The sequence below is a fragment of the Dongia mobilis genome, from assembly GCF_004363235.1.
GTDB classification, from domain to species: domain Bacteria; phylum Pseudomonadota; class Alphaproteobacteria; order Dongiales; family Dongiaceae; genus Dongia; species Dongia mobilis.
In genome coordinates this window covers 135759-162727 of record NZ_SNYW01000009.1, presented here as the reverse complement: position 1 = coordinate 162727, position 26969 = coordinate 135759, and the positions used below count along the sequence as shown (strand labels likewise).

Below are 26969 nucleotides of genomic sequence, written 5' to 3'. Positions count from 1 at the left end.
TCGCGGCCATCAACAGCCTTCGGGTTCAAGTTGCCGGAACTCCTCCAGCCGTGCCTCCACTTCCAGGCTGCCCAGCGAGAAGATCAGTTCGCCGACCACGCCATTGACGTATAGCCGAAGGTGCTGCTCGCTGTCCGGAAGGCCTTCCGGCGACTCCGAAAAGAAATAGGCCAGCCCGACCGGAAAGGATCTCACCCCTGACAGGGCTGCGGTAGCCTTGCCCGCCCCCTTCCAGTCGCTGACGCCTTTTCCCAGAGACGCTCCGAGTTCGACCACGTCGTTCTCGACTGCCCCGTCGAACAATTGCGCCGACAGGAAGGTTTGCCCGGACGCCTCTGCGGCGATCAGGGCCTCGGTATGCTGGACCGGGAAAAGGATCCCGCCCGGCAGGGTAAACTCCTCCCTCTGCGGCAGGTCGGCCGTAACGGTCGCCTCGGATTGTGGACTCTGGCGCCGAGCCTCGCCGCGACGGCGCCCGGTTTCCTCGCCATCCGAGGATTCCCGCATGAAGTATCGATACCGCGAGCCGTCCCTTGCCTCCCAGGTAATCTGGTTCCACCCAAGACGCTGGACCCGGCCGTCGGCACCCAACAGGGTAAGGTCGGCCTTCATCTCGACGGCCCAGCCGTCACAGACGCTCTTGATTTCGTAGGTCATCGTGCCGCCGCCGCTGGTATCGCTTCCAGCCGCCAGCCGCAGCACATAGCCGGCCCGGTGCGGGATAAGGTCAGCCGCGCAAACGCCACTTGCCGACACGGGAATGATCAGCAGCGCCAGAATCCACGTGAAACAAGCAAAAGGACGCGCGCGACCGGGGAAACTGGCGGAAATGAAAGCGAGGAAGTGCCCAAAAACCATCGATTATCCGTCGTAGCGTCGGCGGCACATACCGTCCGCCCAGATGACCGCGCCCGGCCCTTGTTCCAGCCGAAATCATGTCGTTCGGGGGGCAGTACTAGGCGCTTCTGACAAGTATGGCATGCGATTACTTTGCATGATAGGGCGCATGAATGCTGGGCGCCGACCGCACTCAGGCGCCAATCCGGGCGGCCCCAAACGGCTGGGTCCGGCCCGAGGTCCAATTTTTCGGAATTTTGGGGGAACAAGATGACTGCTCGGCCGAAACTGCTGGTCACCCGCCGCCTGCCGGACGACGTAACCCGGCGCCTGACCGCCCATTATGATGCCGAGCTCAATCCCGACGACCATGTCATGCCGGCCGAGGAATTGCTCGCCAAGGCTGCCGGCAAGGACGCCCTTCTGGTGACGCCGGTGGACAAGATCACACCCGAGATCGTCGCCAAGCTTCCGGCCAGCATCCGAATGGTGGCGACCTTCTCGGTCGGCTATGAGCACCTGAACATCGATGCCCTTAAGCAGCGCGGCATCAAGGCTTCCAACACACCGGACGTGCTGACCGACGCCACGGCCGATATCGCCCTCCTCCTCATGCTGGGCGCTGCGCGTCGCGCCTATGAGGGTGAGCGCGCCGTACGCGAGGCAACCTGGAAGTCCTGGTCCACCACCTACATGCTGGGCGTGCATATGACCGGAAAGCGACTCGGCGTCTTCGGCATGGGCCGCATCGGCCAGGCTGTCGCCAAGCGCGCCCGCGCCTTCGACATGACCATCCACTACTACAACCGCAGCCGCCTGAAGCCGGAGTTGGAACTGGGTGCGATCTACCACCAGACAGCCGAGGACATGCTGCCCCATTGCGACTTCCTATCGATCAATGCGCCGGGCGGGCCGGAAACCTATCGCTGGCTGAACGCCGAGCGTATCGCCCGCATGCCGGATGGCGCCATTGTCGTCAATACGGCGCGCGGCGGCCTTGTTGATGACGAAGCGCTGATCGCTGCCCTGAAGTCAGGCAAACTGTTCGCCGCCGGCCTCGACGTGTTCGAGAACGAGCCCAACCTCAATCCGGCCTACCGCGACCTCTCGAACGTGTTCCTGTTGCCGCATCTCGGCAGCGCCACGATCGATACCCGCAATGCCATGGGCTTCAAGGCACTCGACAACCTGGATGCCTTCTTTGCTGGCAAACCGCTGATCGACGAGATCGCTTGAACGAACCAACAGACCGGCTAGGCGATCGCTACTGGCAATCTGAAGGCTCGTCCGACGGCATCAAGGCGGCGCTGTACCGCTTCGCCGAACATTGCATCGCCATCCTTCGGAAGGTGCAGTTCGATGCAATCGTCGCGCCTTGCCACCTTGGTCAGCCGCAACATGTGTTCGGTTCCGGCCGAGAGTGCGTAGGCAAGACGCAATGCCGTGCCGACGCGCAAGGCGAAGTCGCGCTCGTCTTCGGTCAGCAGCCCCAGCAAACCCTGCGCACATGGCATCTCGAGCCCACCGCCATATCGTGTGGCAATGACCAAGGCGAGGACAATGCGCTCCGGATGCGTGATGCCGGCGACCGGCAGCCGGAGGACACGCAGGAAAGCGTGTTCGGCGCGATAATCCGGGTGCTCGCGCCAGGCAATGTCGGAGAGCAGGCAGGCGGCCTCGCGCAGCCGCGCCCGCGCCTTGCCCTCGCCATGAAACAATGGCGCCAGCCAGTCGTCGATCTGGTCGCTCACCGAGCCGAATCGGCCGTCCGCCCCGGCAAGATCGGCGCATCCGACCAGCAAGGGGTCGCCCTGTTGGGCGGATTTGTCGAGGGTGCCGAAAAGAAAACCTTCGCGCAGTCCATAGGCCGAAAAAAGGATGCACTCCGGTTTCACCGCCTTGATCAGGCGCTCAAGCACCAGAGACCCAAGCGGCACCGTCTCCAGCCGACGGCGGGAAATGCCGGCGACGTTGCTGAGCGACTTCCGGCCGAGATGCGCAAGGACACCGGCCAGATCTTCGCCCTGCCGCCGCGTCATGCGATATTCGTGAATGATGTGCAGCGGATAGTTCGTCTGCTCCATGTGAATGCGCGCCAGCGAGCGCCAGGTACCGCCGACCGGGTAGAGCGTCCGGCCCTTTACCTGCGACAGCCAGCCCAGCTTTTCGAACTGCCGGTCGATCAGCTTCTGCGCAGCGTCGAGATCGCCATTGGTCGCTTCCGCAAGCCGCAGCGGGCCTAGCGGCAGGGTGACGTGTTCACGGATCTGGCCGGCTTCGAGGCGAACCAGTTCGAGGCTGCCGCCGCCCAGATCGCCCATCAGCCCGTCCGCTTCCGGAATGCCGGCTAGCACCCCCTGGGCCGACAGGCGCGCTTCCTCCTCGCCGCTGACGACCTGCACCTTGCGACCGGTCTGCTTTTCGATTTGCGCGGCGAACAGCGCGCCATCCTTCGCATCGCGGACAGCGGCCGTGGCCAGAAGTGCGATCGCCTCAACGCCCATGGCCTCGGCCAGTGTCACGAAGCGGCGGATATTGGTGATGGCAACAGGGATCGCTTCCGGGTTGAGGTGACCGTTCCGCTCCAACCCCTTGCCCAGGCCGGGCTGGGCCTTTTCGTTGAACACTGGCACAGGACAACGAGAGCGCTTGTCGAAGACGACCAGGCGCAATGAATTGGAGCCGATATCGATGACCGCGACGCGGCCCGATTTTGCGGCCCGGGCAGTCGCGGCGGCTTTACGCAGGGATGCCGTCACGAGATCAGGCTTTCGGCAGATCGAGTTTCGGCATCTTCTTCTGCTTCTTCAACGCGGAGCCGCGCCCAGAGAGGCTGGGGTTGGTCATGAAATAAGTGTGCGCGCTGAAACCGGCGCCATCGGCCGGCTTGAGGCGATGGTATTTGCCATCGCCGTCCAGCTCCCAACTCTGCAGGTTGTCCTTGAGATTGGCCATCATGATCTGGTCAAGGACTTGTTGATGCACCGTCGGGTTGTCGATTGGAACCAGAATCTCCAGCCGCCGATCCATATTGCGCGGCATCCAATCGGCCGAGGAAATGAAAATCTTGGCCGAGCGCGACGGCAGGGCATGGCCGTTGCCGAAGCAGATGATGCGCGAGTGCTCCAGGAAGCGGCCAACAATGCTCTTGACCCGAATATTCTCGGACAAGCCCTTGACGCCCGGTCTCAGGCAGCAGATGCCGCGCACGATCAGCATGATCTTTACGCCGGCCTGGCTAGCCCGATAGAGAGCGTCGATCAGTCCGGAATCGACCAGCGAATTGAGCTTTACCCAGATCGCACCGGCGCGTCCGGCTTTCACATGCGCAATCTCGTCCTCGATCAGTTGCACGATGTTCGGACGAAGGTTTACCGGCGCGAAGGAGACTTTCTCGGTCGATTCCGGCCGCGCATAGCCGGTCATGAAGTTGAACAGCCGCGCCGCATCATGGCACAGACCGGGATCACAGGTGAAGAAACTGAGGTCGGTATAGATCTTCGCCGTGATCGGGTGGTAGTTCCCGGTACCGTAATGCACGTATGTCCGCATGTTGGCGCCTTCGCGGCGCATGACCATCGAGACCTTGGCATGCGTCTTCAGTTGGACGAAGCCATAGACCACCTGCACGCCAGCCCGCTCCAGGTCGCGCGCCCAGCGGATATTTGCCGCCTCGTCGAAACGGGCCTTCAGTTCCACCAGCGCAGTTACCGACTTGCCTGCTTCCGCCGCCTCGATCAGCGCCTTCACGATGGGGCTGTCGTCGCTGGTGCGATATAGCGTCTGCTTGATCGCGACGACATTGGGATCGCGCGCCGCCTGCAGGATGAATTGGACGACGACGTCAAAGCTTTCATAGGGATGGTGAACGACGATGTCCTTGGCCCGGATGGCGGCAAAACAATCGCCGCCCATTTCGCGGATGCGCTCCGGGAAGCGCGGATTGAACGGCTGGAATTTCAAATCCGGGCGCTCGCTGATGATCAACTGCGATGTTGCCGCAAGTCCCAGCAGACCGTCCAGATCGAAGACGTCTTCCCGCTCGACATCCAGTTCATCGATCACGAAGGACAGCAGGTCCTCCGGCATATCGGCATTGACCTTCAGCCGGATGACCAGACCGCGGCGACGCCTCTTCAGTGCCGTCTCGTAATGGCGGACCAGATCCTCTGCCTCTTCGAGGATCTCGATCTCGCTGTCGCGGATGAGGCGGAAATACCCCTTGCTGATGACCTCGAAACCGGGAAACAGGCGGTCAAGATAGAGGCCGACCACCGCCTCGATCGTGAGAAACCGGACATTGTATGGGTCGCGTCCCGGCAAGCGGATGAAGCGCGGCAGCATGTTGGGCATCATGACCAGCGCACGCATCGGCTTGCCGTCGATCAGTTGGCGCAACTCGAGCACCATCGAGAAGCCAAGATTGGGTATGAACGGGAACGGGTGGGCGGGATCGACCGCGAGTGGTGTCAGGACCGGAAAGATCTGGTCCATGAAATGTGAATCCAGCCACTCCTTCTCTGCTCCCGTGACCTCGGCCGGTTCCAGTACCGAGATGCCGTTCTCGCGCAGTTCCTCGCGCAAGGTTCGCCAGTGCATCTGCTGGTTCCGCATCAACTCGCCCGAGCGCAGGTTGATGGCGTGCAATTGCTGGATCGGCGACATGCCGTCTGCCGAAATGACACTTACATTGGCGCGTTCCTGGCCGCGCAGACCGGCCACGCGGACCATGTAGAACTCGTCAAGATTGGCCGCCGATATCGAAAGGAAACGGACCCGCTCGAGCAATGGATGCGAGGTGTTTCCGGCCTCCTCGAGGACACGCTCGTTGAAAGCGAGCCAGGAAAGTTCCCGGTTGATGAACCGGTTGAGGGAATCCGGCTGGTACTTGGCCTCGATCAAATGCACTTCATCCATGGCGGCTTCCGTTGCCCAAGTGCCGGTCGATGCCGTCCACCTCGAGCGGGGGACTGGCAAAACCGACTGTTCACTTCCAAATATTACTTTACACTCAGATGGCTGGGTATTCCTTACAAATCAATTACTTCAATTTGATGACAGAATGAAGACACTGATCCTTATGCGGCATGCAAAATCGGCTTGGAACAGCGACGATGTGCCGGACCATGACCGAACGCTCGCCCCCCGCGGCCGTGAGGCCGCACCCAGGATGGCCGCGTGGCTCCGAAAGAGAAAATTGATCCCGCAACTTGTCCTGTGCTCCACGGCGCGCCGGGTCAAGGAAACCTACGCTTTGCTGCGTGCCGATCTGGGGGCCGAACCGCCGGTACGTGAAACCAGGCATCTTTATATGGCGCTGCCCCGCGAAATCCTCGCCGAAATCGGGAAATCGCCCGATGATATCAACACGTTGATGGTTATCGGCCACAACCCCGGCATCGGCAGCCTGGCGCATTGGCTTGCCGGCCAGGGCGACCGCCAGGAACTTGCCCGATTGGCCGAAAAATTCCCGACCGCCGCGGTGGCAGTGCTAGATTTCGATGTCGAGCACTGGACCGAAATCGATGCCGACAGCGGCACCCTGCGCCATTTTGCAACGCCGAAAGGCGGCGATTGATTGGCCCTGCTGCCCCCCCGGCGTGCCCAGACAACCTTAGTCAGCGGTCCAGAATTTCTTCTGTTTCAGGAATGATTGCCAAGTCGCAGGGAAGTCGGCGAGATCCACGGCAATGCGCCTTGATTTCCATCCCACCACCAGACCTTCCAGGAACCGGACCATGCCCTCCGGCAGGTGGTGTTCCTGGCGCAGGCGGCCAACCAGGTCAACCAGCAGTTGACGCCCGACAACGGCGTCGTTGAGGGAGCCCAGATGATCCTGGATGGCGCCGAGTTGCCCGACGTAACGCTCCGTGCGCTTGTCGGGATAGAGCGACGCAAAGGCCTGTGCGGCATAGCGCATCTTCTTTGCCAGCAGCCGCAACCTGTGAAGATCGGTTTCGGAAAGGTCGGCGTGGGCACCGCCGAGGCGCAGCAGGCGCCTGTGCCGTCTCGCCAGCAGCGGCTTGGCAAAGGCGCGGGCCGACTGGTCAAGCGCAGACTGTGCCGCCGGTGATCGCCCCCGCCATTCGCCTGTCAGCAGCAGGCGATAGGCATGCAACAGCAACGATGCATAGCGCGGGTTCTCCAGGGCCAGATGTGCCTGCCGACGCGCCTCGCTGCGCGCCGCCTGGGCAAAATCAATCAGGGTATCGATCGCCGGCTGCCCCTTCAGCCGCGCCTGCATCGGCAGCAATGTATCGGCAATCAGCACATCGATGTCGCGGGCCGGTCCGAACTGCCGCTGCAGCCACCGGAGATCGATCGAAAGCATGGCATGCGCATCATCCTCGATGAACTCGCGATAGGCACCGATGGCTGCGCGCAGGCGGCGGATCGCGACGCGAAACTGGTGAATGGCCTCGGCATCCTCGCTGACCAAAACCGCGTCCTCGTTGCCGCGCAATTGTTCCAGACAGTTGCGCATGATGGCCGCGAAGGCCTCGCCTGCCGTCCCCTTTCGCGGTAGATGCAGAGGCTCGGCGCGCATCGGCGTCGGCGCCTGGCCAAGCGCCAGGCGGTAACCGCGCGCCGCCTTGCTCAAATGACCAAGGCGACCGCCCACCTCCTCCACCACACGTTCGGCACAATGGAACAGGCTGCGCGGGTCTCCGGCCTTCAGCTCGAATTCGATTTCCGCTATGGGAAGCGCGCCAAGTCGACACTCGATCGCGCCCAGGTCGAGGGCGACCTCGATGTCGCTGCCGTCCTGATGCAAGGTGAAGGCGTGCCGCTCGAACCTGGTCGTGAATACCGGACGCAATCGCGCCATCAAGCCGCTGCGCTGCAGGCGCTGCCGCACCTTGCCATCTCCGATCGCGTCCAGGATGGGGCGATCACCAGAAATCTCGGCCTCGAGCTCAAAATAGGATTGCAGACCATCCGGCCCGGCCATCGGCAGTTTCAGGGTCTGGATATGCCGCTTGCCATCTCGGCGGACGCGCAGCGCCATGCCTCGGCCACGCAACCAGCCATCCGGACCGTCAAAATAGGTAGTTTCGAGCTGGCTTTTACTTGCCCGCGCGGTCGCCCCAAGCAATCGAGCAAGGCGCGACGGCCGCAACCTGGCTGCCCCATCCGGCAGGAACAGTTTCAGCTCGATTTCCTGGTTCATGATATCCGCTTGTCCCGGGTCGCGATCCTAGTGAACCGGCAACTCAAGAAAAAATGACGGTTTCATGACATTTCCCTATTCATTCTATCGAGTTTCTCACAATCTCGTGAATAAGGAATCACCCGGCTGCGACATTGCGGCAGTCTCGGCATACTGCTGCCCGACGTTGATTAGGTCCTTGAAGGGGAACCCAAAAATGCGCAAATCGACAATATCCGCCACCATCCTGGCTGTACTCATCGGCGTTGCCGGATCGATCAGCCTGGTTCAGGCGGATGACGCAATACTCGCCCAGCGGGAGCAGGCCATGAAAGGCATGGGCGCCCAGATGAAGACCATCAAGGATCTGGTGGGCAGTGGCGGGCCGGCTGGCGACGTGGTCGCGCCGGCGCAGAAAATCGCCGAGATCGCGGCGACAATTCCAGGCCTTTTCCCCGAGGGCTCCGGCGGCGACGAGGTGCGCCCCGAGATCTGGCAGAACTGGAATGACTTCGTGGCCAAGGCGCAGGCCCTCGGCAACGAGGCGACCATGCTGGCCGCCGCCGCCGAAGGCGGCGACATGGCGACGGTCGGCGCCCAATTCGAAAAGGTTGGTGGCGCCTGCAGCGCCTGTCACAAGGCCTATCGCGAGTAGGATCAGTTCAGCCAGTGGATCGCCAGCGGCACCGCTGCCGCGAACGAGGCACAGGCAAGTCCACGGAGGGGCGACGCAAAGCGCGTCGCCCCGCTCGTTTCGGCGGCCACTCCCACCTTTTGCGGCAATCTGGCGCGTCCAAGGATCATGGCACGGAGCAGGTTCTCGCCTTTTAGCAGGCGATAGAGCAGGATCACGACCACATGCAGGCCAACCAAAGCCAGAATCAGGTTGCCAACCACGCCATGCAGGTCGCCCATCAGATCGGCCACCGCGCCGCTTGCATTGTCGTACAGCGGCCCCTCGAACAGGACGTCGTCCGTATTGAACAGGCCGCTGACGGATTGCGCCAATAGCGCAAGCAGCAGCGCCAACACCATCAGGGCCCCGGCCGGGTTGTGGCCGACGGAAAAAGACGGATGGCCGCCGACCGCGTGCCGCAGATAGGCGATGATCGCCTTCGGGCCACGAACGAACCGTCCGAACCGGGCCGTCGGGCTGCCGACCAGCCCCCAGAGCAGGCGGAACACCACCAGGCCGAGAATGACAAGGCCCGCGATGTAGTGAGAATCCAGATCACCGATCTGATCCGTGGCATAGCTGGCAGACACGGCCGTCAGCAGGCCCCAATGGAACAGACGTATCCAGATATCCCAGACCGGAACATCGGCCATTTCCCGGTCCTGCATACTTTTTACTTCCGTCATCCGATTCCTCGTTTCAGAGTGGATTCCACGGGCTACGCGCCGCAAAGTGTTCCACCATCAGGTCGACCAGAACCCTGACTTTCGGCGACAGGTGGCGGTTCTGCGGATAGACGACATGCAGGGATACGTCGTCCGTCGGAAAATCGGTCAGCAGCCGCTTGATCTTGCCGGCCTTCAGCACCTGGTCGATGGAGAACAGCGGCAGCAACGCAATACCGCGACCGTCCAGCAGGGGTTCCAGCAGCAGCATGCCGTGATTGCTCTGGAACGTCCCTGCAACCCGAACCGTCTTGCGGCCCTGGGCGGTGCGAAAGGCCCAGTCGAAGGGTGCCGGCGACTGGGTATAGATGATACAGTTATGGGCCTTCAGATCCTCCGGGCGCTTCGGCTCGCCAAACTGCCTGATGTATTTCGGGCTGGCACAGACATAGCGCGGGATCGTGCAGAGGCGCCGGGCGATGAGACTGGAATCCGGCAGTTCGGTGCGGATGCGGATGGCAGCATCGAAACCTTCCTCGATCAGGTCAACGAAACGGTCACTGGCCTCGATGTTGAGGCGCAGCTTCGGATAACGCCGGGCCAGCGCGTTGATGGTACGCGCGAGCTGGCTGACTCCGAATGCGTTCGGCACGGAAAGGCGCAGCGAGCCGGAAGGCTCGGCCTGCAGGTTGCGCACCGCCGCTTCCGCCGCCTCGAATTCGTCCAGCAGCCGCACGCAGCTTTCGAAATAGGAATTGCCCACTTCCGTGGCGGAGAGCCGCCGCGTGGTCCGATGGATCAGGGTGGCGCCAAGATGGGCTTCCAGTTCCCCGATCTGCTTGGAGACCGCGGCTTTGCTGAGATTGAGGCTGCGGGCGGCGGCCGTGAAACTGCCCAGTTCCACCACCCGGCGAAAGGTCCGCATGGCCGAAAGCTGATCCACGGGCAATCCTCATTGTAATCCAGGGGTGAACGATCTTATCACGCCGGAACCGATTGTCGCCACAAACGTTGATCCGCACATTGCCTTGATCCGTACCGGACAGCCCAGTTTCATCGACCGAAAGAGGCAAGAATGTCGAAAGTGCTCGTTCTCTACTATTCCACCTATGGCCATATCGAGACCATGGCATATGCAGTTGCCGAGGGTGCGCGCAAGGTCGCCGGCACCGAGGTGTCGGTCAAGCGCGTGCCCGAACTGGTGCCGGAGGATGTCGCCAGAAAAAACCACTTCAAGCTTGACCAGAAGGCGCCGATCGCGACCATCGACGAACTGCCGCAATACGACGCCATCATTTTCGGCGCCCCGACCCGCTTCGGCGTCGCCGCGTCGCAGATGCGCAACTTCCTCGACCAGACCGGCGGCCTCTGGTTCAACGGCGCGCTGATCGGCAAGGTTGGCAGCGTCTTCACCTCCTCGGCCACGCAGCATGGCGGCCAGGAGACCACCATCACCTCGTTCCATACGACCCTGCTGCATCATGGCATGGTGATCGTCGGCCTGCCCTATTCCTGCCAGGCGCAGATGGGCGTCGACGAGATCAAGGGCGGCTCCCCCTATGGCGCCAGCACCATCGCCGGCGGTGACGGCAGCCGCCAGCCGAGCGAACAGGAACTCGGCATGGCCCGCTTCCAGGGCGAACATGTCGCGAAGATCGCCGCCAAGCTCGCCTGACTCTGCAGGCGTTGATGACTTTCTATGCGGCCCGGTACGCTGTCAGCGTGCCGGGCCGTAAAGCTGTTCGGCACGAGATTCGAAAGCCGCCACCATGCGCTTGACCGCCTCGTGGAAGAGGACGCCGATCAGCTTTTGCAGCATCACCGACTTGAACTCGAATTCCAGATAGAACCCGATGCGGCAATGGCCCTCGGGCGTCGGCTCGAAGGTCCAGTGGTTCTTGAGGTATTTGAAGGGACCGTCGATGAACTCGACATCGATGCGACTTTCCTCCCGATTCAGCCAGACCCGGCTGGTGAAGCGCTCGCGCACCATTTTGAAGCCGATCATCAGATCGGCGAGCAGCATGTCGGGCCGCTGCTCGCGGATACGCGCTCCCGTACACCAGGGCAGGAATTCCGGATACTTCCCGACATCCGCCACCAGGTCGAAGATCTGGTCCGGACGATAGGGAAGAACCCGCTCCTCGCGATGAATTTTGGCACTCATCTCGGAATCAGCGACCGAGTTGGGCGAGGCGGGCGGCCTTTAGTTTCTGGAAGTCCTCGCCCGCATGATGCGAGGAGCGCGTCAGTGGCGAGGAAGCCACCAGCAGGAAACCCTTGCCCTGCCCCATTTTTTTCATTTGCAGGAATTCCGCCGGCGGCACGAAGCGGTCGACATGATGGTGCTTGCGCGTCGGCTGCAGGTACTGGCCGATCGTCATGAAATCGACCTCGGCTGCCCTCAGGTCGTCCATCAGCTGGCTGACCTCTTCCAGCGTTTCGCCGAGGCCAACCATGATACCGGATTTCGTGAACATGGCCGGGTTGATTTCCTTGACCCGGTTGAGCAGACGCAGCGAGTTGAAATAGCGGGCGCCCGGCCGGACTCTGCGATAGAGCCGCGGCACGGTTTCCAGGTTGTGGTTGTAGACGTCCGGCCCGGCCTCGACCACGATCTCGATCGCCCTGGGCTTGCGCAGAAAGTCCGGCGTCAGTACCTCGATGGTGGTTTCCGGCGTCAGCGCGCGGATACGCGAGATGGTCTCGGCGAAATGGGCGGCGCCGCCATCCTCGAGGTCGTCACGGTCGACCGAGGTGATGACGATGTGCTTGAGGCCGAGTTCGGCCGCGGCCGCGGCCACATGGGCGGGTTCATGCGGATCAAGCCGGTCGGGCCGACCTGTCGCCACGTTGCAAAAAGCGCAGGCCCGTGTGCAGACCGAACCCAGGATCATGACCGTCGCATGCTTCTGCGCCCAGCACTCGCCGATATTCGGGCAGGCGGCCTCCTCGCAGACCGTGTTGAGGCCGAGGCGGCGCATCAGCTTGCGCGTATTCTGGTATTCCTCGCTCATCGGCGCCTTGACCCGAATCCAGTCGGGCTTGCGCTGCAGCGGCGAGTCCGGTTTGCGGGCTTTTTCCGGGTGACGAAGTTCGGGAGTTGCGGCCAAGATCCTGTCCTTTCCGCGTCTAGACATGGATGGCTCGCCCATAGGCTGCCAGCACGCTTTCATGCATCATTTCCGAGAGCGTCGGATGCGGGAAGATCGTGTGCATCAGTTCAGCCTCGGTGGTCTCCAAGGTTCTTGCCACGGTATAGCCCTGGATCAGTTCCGTCACCTCGGCGCCGATCATATGGGCGCCGAGCAATTCGCCGGTCCGCGCATCGAAGACGGTCTTCACCAGTCCCTCCGGCTCGCCGAGCGCGATGGCCTTGCCATTGCCGATGAAGGGAAAGCGGCCGACCTTCACCTCGTGACCCTTGTCCTTCGCAGCCTGTTCGGTGAGGCCGACGGAGGCAACCTGGGGCATGCAATAGGTGCAGCCCGGGATGTTCCTCGTATCCAACGGATGGACGCCCTTCACCCCGGCGATCTTCTCGACACAGATGACGCCTTCATGGCTGGCCTTGTGTGCCAGCCAGGGGGCCCCCGTCAGATCGCCAATGGCATAGACCCCCGGCTCGCCCGTGGCGCCATAGCCGTCAGTAACGATGTGCGTCTTCTCGACCCTAACCCTGGTGCCCTCGAGGCCGAGACTTTCGACATTGCCAACGATACCAACGGCCAGGATGACGCGGTCCACGGTGATGTCCTGCGACTTGCCGCCGGCCTCGATCGTCGCCGTCACGTTGTCTGCGCCCTTTTTCAAAGCCTTCACATTGGCGCCGGTCATGATTTTCATGCCCTGCTTCTCGAACGCCTTCTGGGCGAAGGCGGAGATTTCCGCATCCTCGACCGGGAGAATGCGTGGCATCACCTCGACCACGGTCACCTCGGCGCCAAGATTGCGATAGAAGCTGGCGAATTCGATGCCGATGGCGCCTGATCCGACGACCAGGAGCGATTGCGGCATGGCTGGCGGCACCATGGCCTCCTTGTAGGTCCAGACCAGCTTGCCATCCGGCTCAAGGCCCGGGAAGCTACGCGCGCGGGCACCCGTTGCCAGAATGATGTTCCTGGCGGCGAGATCGGCGACTGGCTTGCCGTCCTTTTCGACCTTCACCTTTCCGGCGCCATTCAGTCGGCCGCTGCCGTCAAATACCTCGACCTTGTTCTTCTTGAGGAGGTGCTTCACACCACCCGAGAGCTGGGCCGCGACCTTGCGCGACCGGTCGACCACCTTCTTCAGGTCGAAGGTCACCTCCTTTGCCGAGAATCCGTAGGCATCGGCGTGTTTCAGGAGGTGCCCCACCTCGGCCGAGCGCAGCAGCGCCTTGGTCGGAATGCAACCCCAGTTGAGGCAGATGCCGCCCAGATGCTCGCGCTCCACGACCGCGGTCTTGAGGCCCAGTTGCGCCGCGCGGATGGCGGCAACATAGCCGCCGGGACCGCCACCGATGACGACGAGGTCAAAGCTAGTATCGGCCATTGTTCAGGTCCTTTCCCGCCCCGTCAGCCGGGGGCCATAGCTTGCAACAGGCAATCGCGCTCGGCCGCATCGATTGCAGCCTCGGGTACGTCGGTCGGCCGAATGACGCCGTTTGGCGCATAGGTTTCCAGAATCCGATCTGCCGCGCAGTTGCACGCCGCGTCGGCCGCGCTGGTCGAGACCTCGAGGCCGGCAAGAGCTGGCTCGGACTTCAAAAGATCCGGCAGCTTGACCTTGCAGCCGAGCACCATCGATTTCTTCTGCTTCTCGCGCGCTTCCGGCGTCGAGACGTCTATCTCGCGCTGCATCGCCCAGACGAACAGGATTGCGCCGCCCACAAAGACGACGATCACGAGATAGAGGATGTAGCGAGCCAGCTTTCGCATGTGTCGTTACTTGCCGCTGCATTTCTCGAAATAGGGCCTCATCTTGCTGGCGGCCGGCTCTTGCGACGCGTCATTGGCAAAAGCGATGATCTCTCCCGCGTCGAGATAGGAGACGATCGCCTGCGCCGTGCAAGAGCAGTACTTGTTGATGCCTTGGGCCAGGACAGGCTGCGTCGGATCCTTGTTCAATACCTTGGCCTCGGCGGCAAGACCTTCACTACATTGGATGACGAAATAGTCGAAGAATTGCTTCTCCAGCGGCTCGCGCAGCTCAGCCGTCGCCGAATGGGCGCCCGCAATCATCATCAGGAAAGCGATCAGGGCGGCGCGCACAGCTACACCAGCATGCCGAGTGGCTGCTCGATCAGACGCTTGAAAGCCGCAAGGAACTCGGCGCCGATGGCGCCATCGACCACCCGATGGTCCACCGACAAGGTGCAGCTCATCACGGTGGCGATGGCAAGGGCGCCGTTGCGCACGACCGGACGCTGCTCCCCGGCGCCGACCGCCAGGATGCAGGACTGCGGCGGGTTGATGATGGCGGCAAAATCCTTGATACCGAACATGCCGAGATTGCTGACCGAGAAACTGCCGCCGGTATATTCCTCCGGTTTCAGCTTGCCGCCCTTGGCGCGGCCTGCCAGATCCTTCATGGCGATCGAAAGTTCAGACAGGCGCCTGGCATCCGCATTGCGCAGGATCGGCGTGATGAGGCCGTTCGGAATGGCGACGGCGACCGAAATGTCGGCACTCTTGTACATCTTCACGCCGTCATCCGACCAGGAAGCATTGGCGGCCGGCACCTGTTTGAGGGCAATGGCGCAGGCCTTCACCACGAAATCGTTGACCGATACCTTGTAGGCGTCGGGCCCGTCCTTGGGCGAAGCGGCATTCACCTCCTCGCGCAGTTTCAGCAGGCGGTCGATCTCGCAATCGACGGTCAGGTAGAAATGCGGTACGAACTGCTTCGATTCCTGCAGACGCCGGGCAATGGTCTTGCGCATCGACGTATGCGGCACCAGGTCGAAGGCAGGTTCGCCGAACTGGGCTGCGCCGGAGATCGCGGGCGCTGCCGCAGGCACAGCCGGTGCCGCCGCGGCGGCCGGCTTCGCCGCGCCTTTCGGCGCCTTCTCGACATCCGCCCTGACGATTCGGCCGTTCGGGCCGCTGCCGGATACGCCGGCGAGGTCGATCCCCTGCTGCTGCGCAATCCGCCTCGCAAGCGGGCTGGCGATGATGCGGCTGCCGGGCCTCGCTGCCGGCGCAGCGAGTGACGCCGCGGCAACCGGTTGCGGGGCAGCAGCAGGCGCGGGCGCAGACGTCGGTGCACCAGCCGCAGCGGGTGCGGGTGCCTTCACGGCGCCCGCATCCTCACCCTCTTCCGCCAGGATCGCGATCACGTCATTGACCTTGACGGCCTGCGTACCGCCGGGAACCAGGATCCTGGCGAGCGTGCCCTCGTCGACCGCCTCCACTTCCATCGTCGCCTTGTCGGTTTCGATTTCAGCCAGCACGTCGCCGGCCTTCACGGCATCCCCTTCCTGTTTCAGCCAGCGCGCGAGATTGCCCTCGGTCATGGTTGGCGAGAGGGCGGGCATCAGGATGTTGATCGGCATCTTTCGCTTCCTCTCTCAGCGATAGCAGACGCGCCTGGCCGCCTCGACCACCCATTCGGGCTGCGGCAGCGAGAGCTTCTCGAGATTGGCGGCATAGGGCAGCGGGACGTCGGCACCGGCCACCCGAATGACCGGCGCATCAAGGTCGTCAAAGGCCAGCTCCATCATCTGCGCCGCAAGTTCCGAACCGATGCCGGCAAAGGGCCAGCCTTCCTCGACCGATACCAGGCGGTTGGTCTTCCTGACCGAAGCCACGATGGTTTCCGTGTCGAGCGGGCGAATGGTGCGCAGGTCGATCACCTCGGCCTCGATTCCATCCTTGGCGAGCAGATCCGCGGCCGCCATCGCCACCTGGACCATCTTGGAAAAGGCCGTGATGGTGACATGCTTGCCCGGGCGCGTGATGCGCGCCTTGCCGAGCGGGACGATCCAATCCGGGTCCTCCGGCACATCGAAGGACTGGCCGTAGAGCAACTCGTTCTCCAGGAAGATGACCGGATTGGGGTCGCGGATTGCCGCCTTCAGCAGCCCCTTCGCGTCGGCCGCCGAATAGGGTGAGACCACCTTGAGGCCGGGCACATGTCCATACCAGCTGGCGTAACATTGCGAATGCTGCGCGGCGACACGGGAGGCTGCACCATTGGGGCCGCGGAACACGATCGGACAGCCCATCTGGCCACCCGACATGTAAAGCGTCTTTGCGGCCGAATTGATGATGTGGTCGATCGCCTGCATGGCGAAATTGAAGGTCATGAACTCGACGATCGGGCGCAGGCCACCGAAAGCCGCGCCGACACCGAGGCCGGCAAAACCATGCTCGGTGATAGGGGTGTCGATGACTCGCTTCGCCCCGAATTCCTCGAGCAGACCCTGGCTCACCTTGTAGGCGCCCTGGTACTCGGCCACCTCCTCGCCCATCAGGAACACTTTCGGGTCGCGGCGCATTTCCTCAGCCATGGCATCGCGCAGCGCCTCGCGGACGGTCTGTGCCCTTACAGGTCCGGTATATTCCGGCTCGACGACAGCCGGTGCCGCAGCTATGTGTGGCGCGGCAGGCGCCGGTTCGGATTTCACCTCGGCCGGTGTCGCCGCAGGCGCTGCCTTTTTTGGCGCGGGCGCAGCCCCGGCGGCCTCGTCCTCGCCGCGCAGAATCGCGATCGGCGTGTTCACGGCGACATTCTCGGTGCCACCCTCTACCAGGATGCGGTCGAGGATACCCTCGTCGACCGCCTCCACTTCCATGGTCGCCTTGTCGGTCTCGATTTCGGCCAGTACGTCGCCCGGCTTGACCGCATCGCCAGCCTGCTTGAGCCATTTGGCGAGCTTGCCTTCGGTCATGGTCGGCGACAGGGCGGGCATCAGAATTTCAGTCGGCATCGCGCATCCCTCCCCTTACGCTTCCACCAGCACATCCGTCCACAACTCGGACGGATCCGGCTCTGGTGAGGTCTGCGCAAACTCGGTTGCGACCGAAACCACATCCTTGATCTCACGATCGATGTTCTTAAGCCCGACCTCGTCGATCACCTTTTCCGCTAGCAGGCGTTCGCGCAGGCGATCGATCGGGTCATGCTCCTGGCGCATCTTCGCAACTTCTTCCTTGGTCCGGTATTTAGCCGGGTCGGACATGGAATGGCCGCGGTAGCGATAGGTCATCATCTCGAGGATATAGGGTCCCTCGCCGGTCCGCGCATGAGCAAGCGCGGTCGCTGCGGCTTCCTTCACCTTGACGACATCCATGCCGTCGACCTGCAGGCCCGGAATGCCATAGGCAGCACCGCGCTCGAACAGTTTCTGCCCGGCGGCGGAGCGGCTGACCGCGGTACCCATGGCGTATTTGTTGTTCTCGATCACATAGACCACCGGCAGCTTCCAGAGTGCCGCCATGTTGAAGCTTTCATAGACCTGGCCCTGATTGACGGCACCGTCGCCGAAATAGGCCATGTTGACGCCATTATCCTCGCTGTACTTGTGCGCGAAGCCGAGGCCGGTGCCGATCGGCACCTGGGCGCCGACGATGCCGTGGCCGCCATAGAATTTCTTCTCGCGGCTGAACATGTGCATCGAGCCGCCCTTGCCCTTGGAATAGCCGCCCCGGCGTCCGGTTAGTTCGGCCATGACGCCCTTGGGGTCCATGCCGCAGGCCAGCATGTGGCCGTGATCCCGGTATGACGTGATGACGCTGTCCTGCGGTTCGGCTGCTGCCTGCATGCCGACCACCACGGCCTCCTGGCCGATATAGAGGTGACAGAAGCCACCGATGAGGCCCATGCCATAGAGTTGCCCCGCCTTCTCTTCGAAGCGGCGGATCAGCAACATGTCGCGGTAAAACTGAATGAGTTCGTCCGAAGTTACGTGGCCCGCCGCCCTTGTGGCGCGGGACGCGGATTTGGCCATGAGACCCCCCTGACTGGGTTTGGCTTGTTGGCGTTGGATCGCTGCAATGTCATCGAAACATCGCGCCATCCGCCGTCCAAACATCCTGAAGTTGCTGCGGTATAAGTCAAAGGATGTCGAACGCGCCGTTAATTATCGTGGTTAACATGCGACAAATCAACAGCGCTCAATATATTGATTTAAAATGATAATACTGAAATTAACTGATATACGGTTAACCTCCACCTGTCCTGGTTTGGTCGAGGAAGATGATGAGGTCATCAGGATGCGCAAAATTCAACATGACTCTGGCCCGCTCCTCCAGCATGTCGAGGTCCAGCGAGGTGCTGGATAGCAGCGTGATGCGCCGTTCCAACGCCAGCCGCTCGTCCTTCAGCGCCTGCGCCTCGGCATTCGCCGCTTTCAGTTCCTGGTTGATCCGCAGCCAGGCATAGATGCCGCGGTCGCCATGCACGGCGTGATAGACGAAATAAGCCGTAAGACAGGCGCCGAGAAGCGGCAGTGCCACCTGTCGCAAGCGACGTTTGATTTCGCGGCCCAGTTCCATGGATTTAAGGAATCACACTGTGATTCCACCCGTCAACAGAAAACCGATTCAAGCACTTAGATTGTGTCTTGGTGGATTTACTTCAGCCGCGAGCAAGCGCCAGACGGCCGCCATACCCGGCCGCATTGCCCAATTGCTGCTCGATGCGGATCAACTGGTTGTATTTGGCGATCCTGTCCGAGCGGCTGAGCGAGCCGGTCTTGATCTGTCCGCAATTGGTAGCCACGGCGAGGTCAGCGATGGTCGCATCCTCGGTCTCGCCGGAGCGATGCGACATCACCGCCCGATAGCCAGCCTTGTGTGCCATTTCGACGGCTTCCAGTGTCTCGGTCAGCGTCCCGATCTGGTTCACCTTGATGAGGATTGCATTGGCCGTCTTGCGCTGGATGCCGTCCGCCAGGCGCTTCGGGTTGGTGACGAAGAGGTCATCACCAACAAGCTGAACCCGTTGGCCGATCCTGTCGGTCAGCGCCTTCCAGCCGTCCCAGTCGTCCTCGGCCATGCCGTCCTCGATCGAGACGATCGGATAAGCCCGGGTCAGCTGGTCGTAGAGGGCGACCATGCCGGCGGCGTCGAGGATCTTGCCCTCGCCTTCCAGGTGATATTTGCCGTCCTTGAAGAACTCGGTCGAGGCGGAATCAAGGGCGAGCGCAATCTCGGCACCGGGCTTGAACCCGGCCTTCTCGATCGCCTGCATAATGAAGCTGAGTGCCTCGTCGGCGCTCTTCAGGTTGGGTGCGAATCCGCCTTCGTCGCCGACATTGGTGTTGTGGCCGGCCGCCTTAAGCTGCGCCTTCAAGGCGTGAAAGACCTCGGCGCCCCAGCGAATCGCCTCGCTGCCACTCGCCGCCGCGACCGGCATGATCATGAATTCCTGGAAGTCGATCGGGTTGTCGGCATGGGCGCCGCCATTGATGATGTTCATCATCGGTACCGGCAGGATTCGCGCCTGTGTGCCGCCAACATAGCGATAGAGCGGCAGGCCGGCATGGGCAGCCGCAGCCTTGGCGACTGCAAGACTGACACCCAGGATCGCATTGGCGCCGAGCCGTGCCTTGTTGGGCGTGCCGTCCAGTTCGATCATGAGGTGGTCGATCTTGACCTGCTCCTCGGCATCAAGTCCCGCGATTGCCTCGAAAATCTCGCCATTTGCGGAATCGACGGCCTTGCGGACGCCCTTGCCGAGATATCGGCTCCTGTCGCCGTCGCGCAGTTCGACTGCCTCATGGGCACCGGTCGAAGCGCCAGAGGGAACCGCGGCGCGGCCCATGGCGCCGCTTTCAAGGGTAACGTCGACCTCGATGGTCGGATTGCCGCGGCTGTCCAGGATCTGGCGCGCGGTGAGATCAAGAATGGCGGTCATGCGAAAGTCCTCCGGCACAGGCGGATCAGGATGTCCGGGCGAGTTATAAGGGCGCCGGGCGGGACCATAAAGCGAAAACAGGCCGTCCCGGCATCACCCCTACTCCACCGATTCCAGGGCGCCGGCCCGCCGCAGGGCCGATCCCACGCTTTGCCCAAGAGCCGACCTCTCATGACCGGATATCTCGTCGATCAGGGGCTTGATGATCGGCACGACCTCCTCATCCGCATCGCCAAGGGCAACCCCCAGATCATGACAGAGGTCATAGAGGGTATAGCTTTCGAGGTCGCGGGACAGCAGCCAGCGATTGTTATCGCTGCGGGCAACAAGTCGCGCCGCGGACAGGCTGTCGAGCACCGCCAGCATGCGGTTCGGGTCGGCCGCGAGGGAAGTGATCAACTGTTCGATGCGCTGGCCATTGCCATGGCGCTGGGCACGTGAAAGCTCGGCCAGTGCGCCTAGTGCCAGGCTGAGCAGATCACTGCGACGCGACAGGGCGCCGATGCTGCGCCTGCCGGAGCGCCATTCGGGAAGGGCGGCTGCGATCTCGGCCCCGATCAGGACCGTTATCCACACCAGATAGGTCCAGACCAGGAAGATGGGAATGGTGGCAAGCGCTCCGTAGATCACCTGGTAACCGCCGAAATGCCTGAGATAGAGGCCAAAGCCGCCTTTCAGTATCTCGAACAGGAGGGCTGCGATGAGCGCACCCGACAGTGCATCCCGCATGCGTACGGGGCGCGTCGGCATCAGTCGATAAAACAGGGTGAAGCCGAGCGTCTCGAACATGAACGGCAGAAAACCGCCCAGCACCTTTATACCTGTAGAGAGACCATAGAAATCTGTGCTCCCGGCCTGCGCAAAGACATATGTCGAGATCGAAAGGCTGGCGCCGAACAGGATCGGCCCCAGCGTCAGCAATACCCAGTAGATCGGCAACCGCCGCATGCGCCCCTTTTGCGACGTGACACCCCAGACGCGGTCAAACGCCACCTGGATGTTGTGGATCAGCAGCAATGCCGTCACGGCGATGCCGACGATTCCGGCAGCTGATGCCTGTCCGGCCTTGGCGACGAAGCTCTCGAGATAGGTGGTCGCGGTGTCCGCGAGATCAGGGGCCAGATTGCTCGCCAGGATGTCGATCAATTCTCCGCGCAGGGACTCAAAGGCGGGAAAGGCGGTGAACATGGCCAGGCCGATCGCCAGCATCGGCACCATCGACAACAGGGAGGTATAGGAAAGTCCCGCGGCAATTGCCGTGCAGCCATCAGCGTTGAAGCGCTGCCACAAATAGGGAAGGAAGGATTGCGCGGCCCCACCAGCCTGCGATGCCAACAGCCTTGCGCGTTGCATCCTGGCGGATGGAGAGCCGTGACCTTCGCTCTCTAACGCCCCATCATTTGAGTCGTTGACCGTCATTTTTCTTCCGCTTCTCTTTTGCTCAACTATCGCCGATCAGAAGCAACCAGAACACCGCGCATGATCCTGCACCGCGTAGTGCATGTCCGAATCATTCAGCATCAAGGCGGCATTCCTATGTTTTAGGACATAATACATAAATCAAACAATTCTTCCTCGCCATTATTCGCCAATAATCCCTTGAATTTATGCAGCTCATCTAATTCTCGGCCGCCACTGCCATAGCAATCATTTCTTTACGTTTAAAGTTTTAGCTAAGCGCAGTTTTCCTGTTCGCGGAGTCACACCATGCAACCAGCCGCCAGATTCCTAACCCTGCTGACCTTGCTGGTCATGACCGGCCTCGCCCCTGCTCACGCCCAGAGCACGCTGCCGATCTCTCCCAGCATCATTTCCCCGGACGTGATTGCCGAGATGCGCGAACGCATCATCCAGCCGGTTACCATCCTATCGGTGCGCGCAGCCAACGAGGCGCGGACCGGCCTCGACCAAGCGAAAATCGACGAGATGGACGGCTCCTGGCGGGCCGAAGCCGAATCCGATGACCAGCCGCTGATCGCCGAAATTCTCAGCAGCCCGTTGTCGAACTATCTCCTTTATATCCAGGCTGGTTCGGCCGGGCTCTACACCGAAATCTTCGTGATGGACCAGTATGGACTCAATGTCGGGCAGAGTTCGGTGACATCGGATTTCTGGCAGGGCGACGAGGCGAAGTACCAGAAGACCTTTCTGGTCGGCCCGGATGCCGTGTTCATCGACGAAGCCGAATTTCATGAAGGAACCAAGACCTGGCGGACCCAGGTCAACCTGACCATCGTCGATCCCGACAGCAAGGAATCGATCGGCGCCGTCACCATCGAATTCAATCTCACCGAACTGCAGCGCCGGCTGCAGGGCTGATCGGACAGGGGGATATAATCATGAGTTTTGCCAATCTCTCTGTTGCCAAGAAGCTGATCCTGGCCTTCGCCCTGCTTGGCGTGATCATCATCGTGTCGGGCGGTATATCCATCCTGCAGACCTTCCGCATCCAGGCGGCCAATGCGGTCAGCGACGCGGCCGAACGCCAGTCCAGTTCCGTCAGCAGGACGCTCGCCGATGCGGCAAAGATGCAGAACCTGATCCGCGGGCTTCTGGTCACCGGCAATTCCAACTACTCGCGCGCCTATGAGGAAATCAGCGCCGGCTACGACACGTCGCTTCAGCAGGCTCTGGATGCCGCGGCCGGCGATCCCGAACTCGTGGCACCACTGGAAAGCATTCGGAGCGCAGTCAATGAATGGCGTGATGGTCCTGTTACAATCCAGCTGCTCGACATGCGTCACCCCTCGAAAGTCAACGAGGCGCGTGCAATCGAAGTCACTGGCGCCGGCGAGCGCCTGACCACACAGCTTGAGGCGGCGGGTGGCCTGCTGGCCCAGGAGATCCAGAAGAATACCGAGGCCGCGAAGAGTGAAATCGCCAGTGCCCTGAAAACGACACTCTTTACGGTGATCGGCAGTGCCATTGTCATGCTGGTGGCGGCCGTGTTCTTCTTCTTTGTGCTGTCGCGTTCGATCGGCTCGCCCATTCGGACTATTACGGCGACCATGAAGGAACTGGCTGCCGGCAACACGGCCGTCGAGATTCCATATGCCGCGCGCGCCGACGAGGTCGGCAACATGGCGGCGGCGGTTGCGGTCTTCGCCGAGAACATGCGCAACAACGAACGACTGCAGCGCGAGGCCGCCGAACAGCAGGCGGCGCGCGAAAAGCGCGCGCAGCGCATGACCGAGCTTGCCCGCGGCTTCGACCAGGAGGTCGAAACCGTGTTGCAGGCACTCGTGAAATCCGCTACCGACCTCGACCAGACCGCCGATACGCTCACCAAGCTCAGCACCGAATCCCTCGAACAGGTGCAGAAGGTGGCTGCGGCAGCGCTGGAGGCCAGCACCAACGTATCCACGGTAGCCGCCGCCACCGAAGAACTGTCCAGTTCGATCATGGAGATCAGCCGTCAGGTCGCCAACCAGGCCAACATCGCCGAGGCTTCGACCCATGCGATCGACGATACCACGTCGCGCGTCAACCTGCTGACCGAAGCGTCGACCAAGATCGGCGACGTGGTGCGCCTCATCACCGAGATCTCGAACCAGACCAACCTTCTTGCCCTCAATGCGACAATCGAGGCGGCCCGCGCCGGCGAGGCTGGCAAGGGTTTTGCCGTGGTTGCCAACGAGGTCAAGAGCCTCGCCAACCAGACGGCGCGCGCCACCGAGGACATCGCTGTTCAGATCTCGTCCATCCAGAACTCGACCCAGTCGACGGCGGATTCGATCCGGACCGTCGGCGACCAGATCCGCCAGATGTCGGAGATATCCAGCGGTGTCGCTGCCGCGGTCGAGGAGCAGAACGCCGCCACCAAGGAGATCTCGCGCAACGTCCAGGAAGCATCGATCGGCAACCAGGAAGTCTCGGAGAAGATCGAGTTTGTCGCCCAGGCGGCGGGCCATACGCAGAGTGCCACAGAAACCGTGCTCAACGCGGCGAAGACGCTCGGCCAGAACACGGCAACCATCCGCCAGACCATCGAGCGATTCATCGCGGACGTGCGCTCCCTCTGAGGGCCATCATCGTCCCCATGATGGCCCGGCCCGCCGGCGGATCCGCCGGCGGGCCGTTTTGCTTGGGCGTTGCATGCAAGACGGCCGGGCAATTGACCGCCCCGGTGTCGCTCCCCTAACATCCGGCCCGCACAGAATGAAAGCGGGCGGGAACAAACTGAAATGGCGCAGCCGGAAGCGGGGATGACGGCACAAGCGGCGCTGGGTCGCAACTGGGATGTGGCCGTGATTGGCGGTGGCGTGGTGGGCTGCGCCGTGGCCAGGCGCTTTGCACTGGAAGGGGCAGCCGTCATCCTGCTGGAGCGCGCGCCCGATATCCTGGCAGGGGCCAGCAAGGGCAACAGCGCCATCTTGCACACCGGGTTCGACGCGCCACCGGGCTCGCTCGAGCTCCGCTGCATGCAGACGGGCTACCGTGAATATCTGGAAATCCGCGAGCGCCTCAATCTGCCGCTCCTGGAAACCGGCGCCGCGGTCGTCGCCTGGTCGGACGAGGACGAGGCAAAACTCGACGGCATATTGGCCCAGGCGCATGAAAACGATGTCTCTGATGCGCGGCGCATCGGCCGCGACGAGTTGCTGGCGCGTGAGCCCAACCTTGCACCGCAGGCGCGCGCTGCCGTGCTGGTACCGGGGGAGCATCTGATCGATCCATGGTCGGCGCCGCTCGCCTATATTTCCCAGGCATTGGCCGAGGGTGCTGCCTGCCTGCGCAACGCGCCGGTCACCGCCGGTTCGTTCGACGGCGCGTCCTGGCGGCTGGAAACGCCCCGGGGGCGCATCACGGCAGGGCATGTGGTCAATTGCGCCGGGCTCCATGGCGACGAATTGGAACGCAGCCTGCTGGGCGAATGCGATTTCGAGATTCGCCCGCGCAAGGGGCAATTCGTCGTCTTCGACAAGGCCGCCGCCGCCCTGCTCCGCACCATCATCCTGCCAGTGCCGACCGAGCGGTCCAAGGGCGTCGTCATCTGCCGCACTATCTTCGGCAATGTGCTGGTCGGCCCCACGGCCGAGGAACAGCCGGAACGAGATCGCGCCAACCTCGACCGACGCATGCTGGAAGAGCTGCACGCGTCCGCCCTGCGCATGATTCCGGGACTCGCTCCAATTCCGGTCACCGCGACCTATGCCGGTTTGCGGCCGGCGACCGAGCGCAAGGAATACCGTATCGGCGTGAAGGAACGGAACTGGATCTCGGTCGGCGGCATCCGTTCGACCGGACTCACGGCGGCCCTCGGCATTGCCCAGCATGTGGTTGCGCTCTACGACGGCGCAAAGACCGCAACTCGGGCCGAGCCCCAGTGGCCGAGAATGCCCAACCTTGCCGACCACCTGCCGCGCGACTGGCAACAGCCGGGGCATGGCGAGATCGTCTGCCATTGCGAACTGGTAACCAGACGCGAGATCGAACAGGCGCTGACCGGGCCCTTGCCGGCCGGCGATCCGGGCGGGCTCAAGCGGCGCACGCGGGCCGGCATGGGCCGCTGCCAGGGCTTCTATTGCAGCGCCCATGTCGCTGCCATCAGCGCGGGGCGCCTCCATGGCTGAGACGAGCGCCTGCGATGTCGCCATCATTGGCGGTGGCCCTTCGGGCCTTGCTGCCGCCATGGCGCTGCGCGAAGCGGGTGTCGCGCAGGTGGTCGTCCTTGAACGGGAAAAGCAGGCAGGCGGCATCCCGCGCCATTGCGGCCACCCACCCTTCGGCCTGCGCGAATTCGGCCGTATTCTGTCGGGGCCGCGCTATGCGGCGAGGCTGGTCGAAACGGCGGAACGTGCCGGCATCGACATCCGCCGGCAGCACACCGTCGTCGCCCTGCATCCAGGCGGCAGCCTCGATCTCGCGACACCCGACGGCACCGCCACTTTGCAGGCGCGACGTGTCATCCTGGCAACCGGGGTCCGCGAGACACCGCGCAGCGCCCGCTTTATCGGCGGCGACCGGCCCCAGGGCGTCATCAACACCGGCGCCCTGCAGGCCTTTACCTATCTGGAGAAACAGCGACCCTTCGCGCGCCCGGTCATCATCGGATCGGAACTGGTTGCCTTCTCGGCACTCCTCACCTGTCGCAAGGCGGGCATGCAGCCGGTCGCCATGGTGGAGGCGAATGACCGCGTCACGGCATGGTCACCATACGCCCTGGCACCGCGCCTGTTCGGTGTTCCGCTGCTGCTGGAAACCGAACTTATCGAGATCTGCGGTAGCGGTCAGGTCGGGCGCGTGCGCCTCCGGCGGGACAATACCGAGGTTCTGCTGGATTGCGACGGCGTCATCCTCACCGGCCGCTTCGTGCCGGCAGCCGAACTGGTGCGGTCAAGCCATCTGGCGCTGGACGTCGGTAGCGGCGGACCGGTGGTCGATCAACACGGCCGCTGTTCCGACGCGGCCTATTTCGCCACCGGCAATCTGCTCCGCCCGGTCGAAACGGCCGGCTGGTCCTGGCGCGAAGGGCGGCGTGTGGGAGCCGTGGTGGCACAGGATCTTGCCGGCGATCTGCCGGCGCCTGACCGGGTGCTTAGCATCGAGCGCGGCGCCCATGTCAAACTGACCGTCCCACAACGCCTGGCGCTGCCGCGACTTGGTACCGGTCTCGGTGACTTCATCCAGTTGCGCGCAAGCGACAAGGCAGGTGGCATGATCAGCATCTCGTGCGGCGACAGAGTCATTTGGCGCGGCTGGCGAAACACCTTGCCCGAGCGCCGCATTCTGATACCGCTGGCTGATCTCGCCTTGCCCGAAGGCGCTGACAGCATCCGCGTCTCGATCGAGGATTGAC

25 protein-coding genes and 1 pseudogene are annotated in these 26969 nt (G+C 62.5%); 8 read left to right on the top strand and 18 right to left on the bottom strand.

Features of this window, described 5'->3' with window-relative positions; all coding sequences use genetic code 11:
- Positions 1-9: 9 nt before the first annotated feature.
- A complete protein-coding gene (locus A8950_RS12415) occupies positions 10-858 on the bottom strand; it encodes an EipB family protein (protein ID WP_133614000.1) in 849 nt (282 codons plus the stop codon).
- Positions 859-1107: 249 nt separating this feature from the next.
- Here A8950_RS12415 and A8950_RS12410 point away from each other — a divergent pair, with 249 nt between their 5' ends.
- Positions 1108-2073: a 2-hydroxyacid dehydrogenase gene (locus tag A8950_RS12410; RefSeq protein WP_133613999.1), complete on the top strand. Its 966-nt coding sequence runs from the start codon at positions 1108-1110 to the stop codon at positions 2071-2073.
- 17 nt (positions 2074-2090) lie between these two features.
- Here the strand turns inward: A8950_RS12410 and A8950_RS12405 are convergent, their stop codons facing one another.
- Positions 2091-3596, bottom strand: a complete 1506-nt coding sequence (locus tag A8950_RS12405) for a Ppx/GppA family phosphatase (protein ID WP_243735623.1) — start codon at positions 3594-3596, stop codon at positions 2091-2093.
- Between the two features lie 4 nt (positions 3597-3600).
- Entirely contained in the window at positions 3601-5754 is a 2154-nt protein-coding gene (locus A8950_RS12400; RefSeq protein WP_133613998.1) for an RNA degradosome polyphosphate kinase, read from the bottom strand.
- 145 nt (positions 5755-5899) lie between these two features.
- Here A8950_RS12400 and A8950_RS12395 point away from each other — a divergent pair, with 145 nt between their 5' ends.
- Entirely contained in the window at positions 5900-6415 is a 516-nt protein-coding gene (locus A8950_RS12395) for a SixA phosphatase family protein (RefSeq protein ID WP_166645145.1), read from the top strand.
- A 36-nt stretch (positions 6416-6451) separates the two neighbouring features.
- Here the strand turns inward: A8950_RS12395 and A8950_RS19820 are convergent, their stop codons facing one another.
- Both A8950_RS19820 and A8950_RS20010 read right to left on the bottom strand, forming a co-directional pair.
- Positions 6452-7459 (bottom strand): CHAD domain-containing protein, encoded by a 1008-nt coding sequence (locus A8950_RS19820; RefSeq protein ID WP_243735622.1) that lies wholly within the window; start codon positions 7457-7459, stop codon positions 6452-6454.
- A gap of 15 nt (positions 7460-7474) precedes the next feature.
- A pseudogene (locus A8950_RS20010) lies at positions 7475-8008 on the bottom strand (CYTH domain-containing protein); the annotation flags it as partial.
- A 196-nt stretch (positions 8009-8204) separates the two neighbouring features.
- Between A8950_RS20010 and A8950_RS12385 the strand changes: the two are divergent.
- Positions 8205-8642: a c-type cytochrome gene (locus A8950_RS12385; protein WP_166645144.1), complete on the top strand. Its 438-nt coding sequence runs from the start codon at positions 8205-8207 to the stop codon at positions 8640-8642.
- A gap of 2 nt (positions 8643-8644) precedes the next feature.
- Here A8950_RS12385 and A8950_RS12380 read toward each other — a convergent pair whose 3' ends face one another.
- Both A8950_RS12380 and A8950_RS12375 read right to left on the bottom strand, forming a co-directional pair.
- The gene (locus tag A8950_RS12380; protein WP_133613994.1) at positions 8645-9349 is read right to left on the bottom strand and encodes a cytochrome b/b6 domain-containing protein; all 705 of its coding nucleotides are present in this window, start codon (positions 9347-9349) and stop codon (positions 8645-8647) included.
- 13 nt (positions 9350-9362) lie between these two features.
- Positions 9363-10271 carry a LysR family transcriptional regulator gene (locus tag A8950_RS12375; RefSeq protein WP_133613993.1) on the bottom strand — a complete coding sequence of 303 codons (909 nt, stop codon included), beginning with the start codon at positions 10269-10271 and terminating at the stop codon, positions 9363-9365.
- A 132-nt stretch (positions 10272-10403) separates the two neighbouring features.
- On the opposite strand from A8950_RS12375, the gene wrbA reads away from it, so the two are divergent.
- Positions 10404-11003, top strand: a complete 600-nt coding sequence (gene wrbA / locus A8950_RS12370) for an NAD(P)H:quinone oxidoreductase (RefSeq protein ID WP_133613992.1) — start codon at positions 10404-10406, stop codon at positions 11001-11003.
- Positions 11004-11045: 42 nt separating this feature from the next.
- Here the strand turns inward: wrbA and A8950_RS12365 are convergent, their stop codons facing one another.
- From A8950_RS12365 to A8950_RS12315, 11 genes are all read right to left on the bottom strand, one after another.
- Positions 11046-11495 (bottom strand): type II toxin-antitoxin system RatA family toxin, encoded by a 450-nt coding sequence (locus tag A8950_RS12365; protein ID WP_133613991.1) that lies wholly within the window; start codon positions 11493-11495, stop codon positions 11046-11048.
- Between the two features lie 7 nt (positions 11496-11502).
- The gene (lipA, locus tag A8950_RS12360) at positions 11503-12468 is read right to left on the bottom strand and encodes a lipoyl synthase (RefSeq protein ID WP_133613990.1); all 966 of its coding nucleotides are present in this window, start codon (positions 12466-12468) and stop codon (positions 11503-11505) included.
- Positions 12461-13861 (bottom strand): dihydrolipoyl dehydrogenase, encoded by a 1401-nt coding sequence (lpdA, locus tag A8950_RS12355; RefSeq protein ID WP_133613989.1) that lies wholly within the window; start codon positions 13859-13861, stop codon positions 12461-12463. The genes lipA and lpdA overlap by 8 nt, the downstream gene beginning before the upstream one ends.
- A gap of 23 nt (positions 13862-13884) precedes the next feature.
- Positions 13885-14247 (bottom strand): hypothetical protein, encoded by a 363-nt coding sequence (locus tag A8950_RS12350; RefSeq protein ID WP_133613988.1) that lies wholly within the window; start codon positions 14245-14247, stop codon positions 13885-13887.
- Between the two features lie 6 nt (positions 14248-14253).
- Complete coding sequence (locus A8950_RS12345) at positions 14254-14580, bottom strand: hypothetical protein (RefSeq protein ID WP_133613987.1); 327 nt, start codon at positions 14578-14580, stop codon at positions 14254-14256.
- 2 nt (positions 14581-14582) lie between these two features.
- On the bottom strand, positions 14583-15863 hold the full coding sequence (locus A8950_RS12340; protein ID WP_133613986.1) for a pyruvate dehydrogenase complex dihydrolipoamide acetyltransferase: 1281 nt from the start codon (positions 15861-15863) through the stop codon (positions 14583-14585).
- A gap of 15 nt (positions 15864-15878) precedes the next feature.
- Positions 15879-17240 carry a pyruvate dehydrogenase complex E1 component subunit beta gene (locus tag A8950_RS12335; RefSeq protein WP_133613985.1) on the bottom strand — a complete coding sequence of 454 codons (1362 nt, stop codon included), beginning with the start codon at positions 17238-17240 and terminating at the stop codon, positions 15879-15881.
- Between the two features lie 15 nt (positions 17241-17255).
- Positions 17256-18260, bottom strand: a complete 1005-nt coding sequence (gene pdhA, locus A8950_RS12330; RefSeq protein WP_133613984.1) for a pyruvate dehydrogenase (acetyl-transferring) E1 component subunit alpha — start codon at positions 18258-18260, stop codon at positions 17256-17258.
- Between the two features lie 214 nt (positions 18261-18474).
- The gene (locus A8950_RS12325; protein ID WP_133613983.1) at positions 18475-18807 is read right to left on the bottom strand and encodes an FtsB family cell division protein; all 333 of its coding nucleotides are present in this window, start codon (positions 18805-18807) and stop codon (positions 18475-18477) included.
- A gap of 82 nt (positions 18808-18889) precedes the next feature.
- Complete coding sequence (gene eno / locus A8950_RS12320) at positions 18890-20170, bottom strand: phosphopyruvate hydratase (protein ID WP_133613982.1); 1281 nt, start codon at positions 20168-20170, stop codon at positions 18890-18892.
- Between the two features lie 99 nt (positions 20171-20269).
- A complete protein-coding gene (locus A8950_RS12315) occupies positions 20270-21589 on the bottom strand; it encodes a YihY family inner membrane protein (RefSeq protein ID WP_133613981.1) in 1320 nt (439 codons plus the stop codon).
- 288 nt (positions 21590-21877) lie between these two features.
- Here A8950_RS12315 and A8950_RS12310 point away from each other — a divergent pair, with 288 nt between their 5' ends.
- The 4 genes from A8950_RS12310 to A8950_RS12295 all read left to right on the top strand — a co-directional run bounded on the left by A8950_RS12310 (position 21878) and on the right by A8950_RS12295 (position 26968).
- Positions 21878-22489 (top strand): hypothetical protein, encoded by a 612-nt coding sequence (locus A8950_RS12310; protein ID WP_208109847.1) that lies wholly within the window; start codon positions 21878-21880, stop codon positions 22487-22489.
- 20 nt (positions 22490-22509) lie between these two features.
- Entirely contained in the window at positions 22510-24192 is a 1683-nt protein-coding gene (locus tag A8950_RS12305; protein ID WP_133613980.1) for a methyl-accepting chemotaxis protein, read from the top strand.
- A gap of 162 nt (positions 24193-24354) precedes the next feature.
- Positions 24355-25743, top strand: a complete 1389-nt coding sequence (locus A8950_RS12300; RefSeq protein WP_243735620.1) for an NAD(P)/FAD-dependent oxidoreductase — start codon at positions 24355-24357, stop codon at positions 25741-25743.
- Positions 25736-26968 (top strand): NAD(P)/FAD-dependent oxidoreductase, encoded by a 1233-nt coding sequence (locus A8950_RS12295; protein ID WP_133613979.1) that lies wholly within the window; start codon positions 25736-25738, stop codon positions 26966-26968. Before A8950_RS12300 ends, A8950_RS12295 begins: the two co-directional genes overlap by 8 nt.
- Position 26969 lies beyond the last annotated feature (1 nt).

Coding starts and splice junctions, on each gene's coding strand:
- A8950_RS12410 (WP_133613999.1), top strand. CDS start 1,108: ATGACTGCTCGGCCGAAACTGCTGGTCACCCGCCGCCTGCCGGACGAC.
- lipA (WP_133613990.1), bottom strand. CDS start 12,468: ATGTCTAGACGCGGAAAGGACAGGATCTTGGCCGCAACTCCCGAACTT.
- pdhA (WP_133613984.1), bottom strand. CDS start 18,260: ATGGCCAAATCCGCGTCCCGCGCCACAAGGGCGGCGGGCCACGTAACT.
- A8950_RS12300 (WP_243735620.1), top strand. CDS start 24,355: ATGGCGCAGCCGGAAGCGGGGATGACGGCACAAGCGGCGCTGGGTCGC.
- wrbA (WP_133613992.1), top strand. CDS start 10,404: ATGTCGAAAGTGCTCGTTCTCTACTATTCCACCTATGGCCATATCGAG.
- A8950_RS12415 (WP_133614000.1), bottom strand. CDS start 858: ATGGTTTTTGGGCACTTCCTCGCTTTCATTTCCGCCAGTTTCCCCGGT.
- A8950_RS12340 (WP_133613986.1), bottom strand. CDS start 15,863: ATGCCGATCAACATCCTGATGCCCGCCCTCTCGCCAACCATGACCGAG.
- A8950_RS12335 (WP_133613985.1), bottom strand. CDS start 17,240: ATGCCGACTGAAATTCTGATGCCCGCCCTGTCGCCGACCATGACCGAA.
- lpdA (WP_133613989.1), bottom strand. CDS start 13,861: ATGGCCGATACTAGCTTTGACCTCGTCGTCATCGGTGGCGGTCCCGGC.
- A8950_RS12385 (WP_166645144.1), top strand. CDS start 8,205: ATGCGCAAATCGACAATATCCGCCACCATCCTGGCTGTACTCATCGGC.
- A8950_RS12305 (WP_133613980.1), top strand. CDS start 22,510: ATGAGTTTTGCCAATCTCTCTGTTGCCAAGAAGCTGATCCTGGCCTTC.
- A8950_RS12400 (WP_133613998.1), bottom strand. CDS start 5,754: ATGGATGAAGTGCATTTGATCGAGGCCAAGTACCAGCCGGATTCCCTC.
- A8950_RS12395 (WP_166645145.1), top strand. CDS start 5,900: ATGAAGACACTGATCCTTATGCGGCATGCAAAATCGGCTTGGAACAGC.
- eno (WP_133613982.1), bottom strand. CDS start 20,170: ATGACCGCCATTCTTGATCTCACCGCGCGCCAGATCCTGGACAGCCGC.
- A8950_RS12365 (WP_133613991.1), bottom strand. CDS start 11,495: ATGAGTGCCAAAATTCATCGCGAGGAGCGGGTTCTTCCCTATCGTCCG.
- A8950_RS12315 (WP_133613981.1), bottom strand. CDS start 21,589: ATGACGGTCAACGACTCAAATGATGGGGCGTTAGAGAGCGAAGGTCAC.
- A8950_RS12325 (WP_133613983.1), bottom strand. CDS start 18,807: ATGGAACTGGGCCGCGAAATCAAACGTCGCTTGCGACAGGTGGCACTG.
- A8950_RS12310 (WP_208109847.1), top strand. CDS start 21,878: ATGCAACCAGCCGCCAGATTCCTAACCCTGCTGACCTTGCTGGTCATG.
- A8950_RS12380 (WP_133613994.1), bottom strand. CDS start 9,349: ATGACGGAAGTAAAAAGTATGCAGGACCGGGAAATGGCCGATGTTCCG.
- A8950_RS12295 (WP_133613979.1), top strand. CDS start 25,736: ATGGCTGAGACGAGCGCCTGCGATGTCGCCATCATTGGCGGTGGCCCT.
- A8950_RS12350 (WP_133613988.1), bottom strand. CDS start 14,247: ATGCGAAAGCTGGCTCGCTACATCCTCTATCTCGTGATCGTCGTCTTT.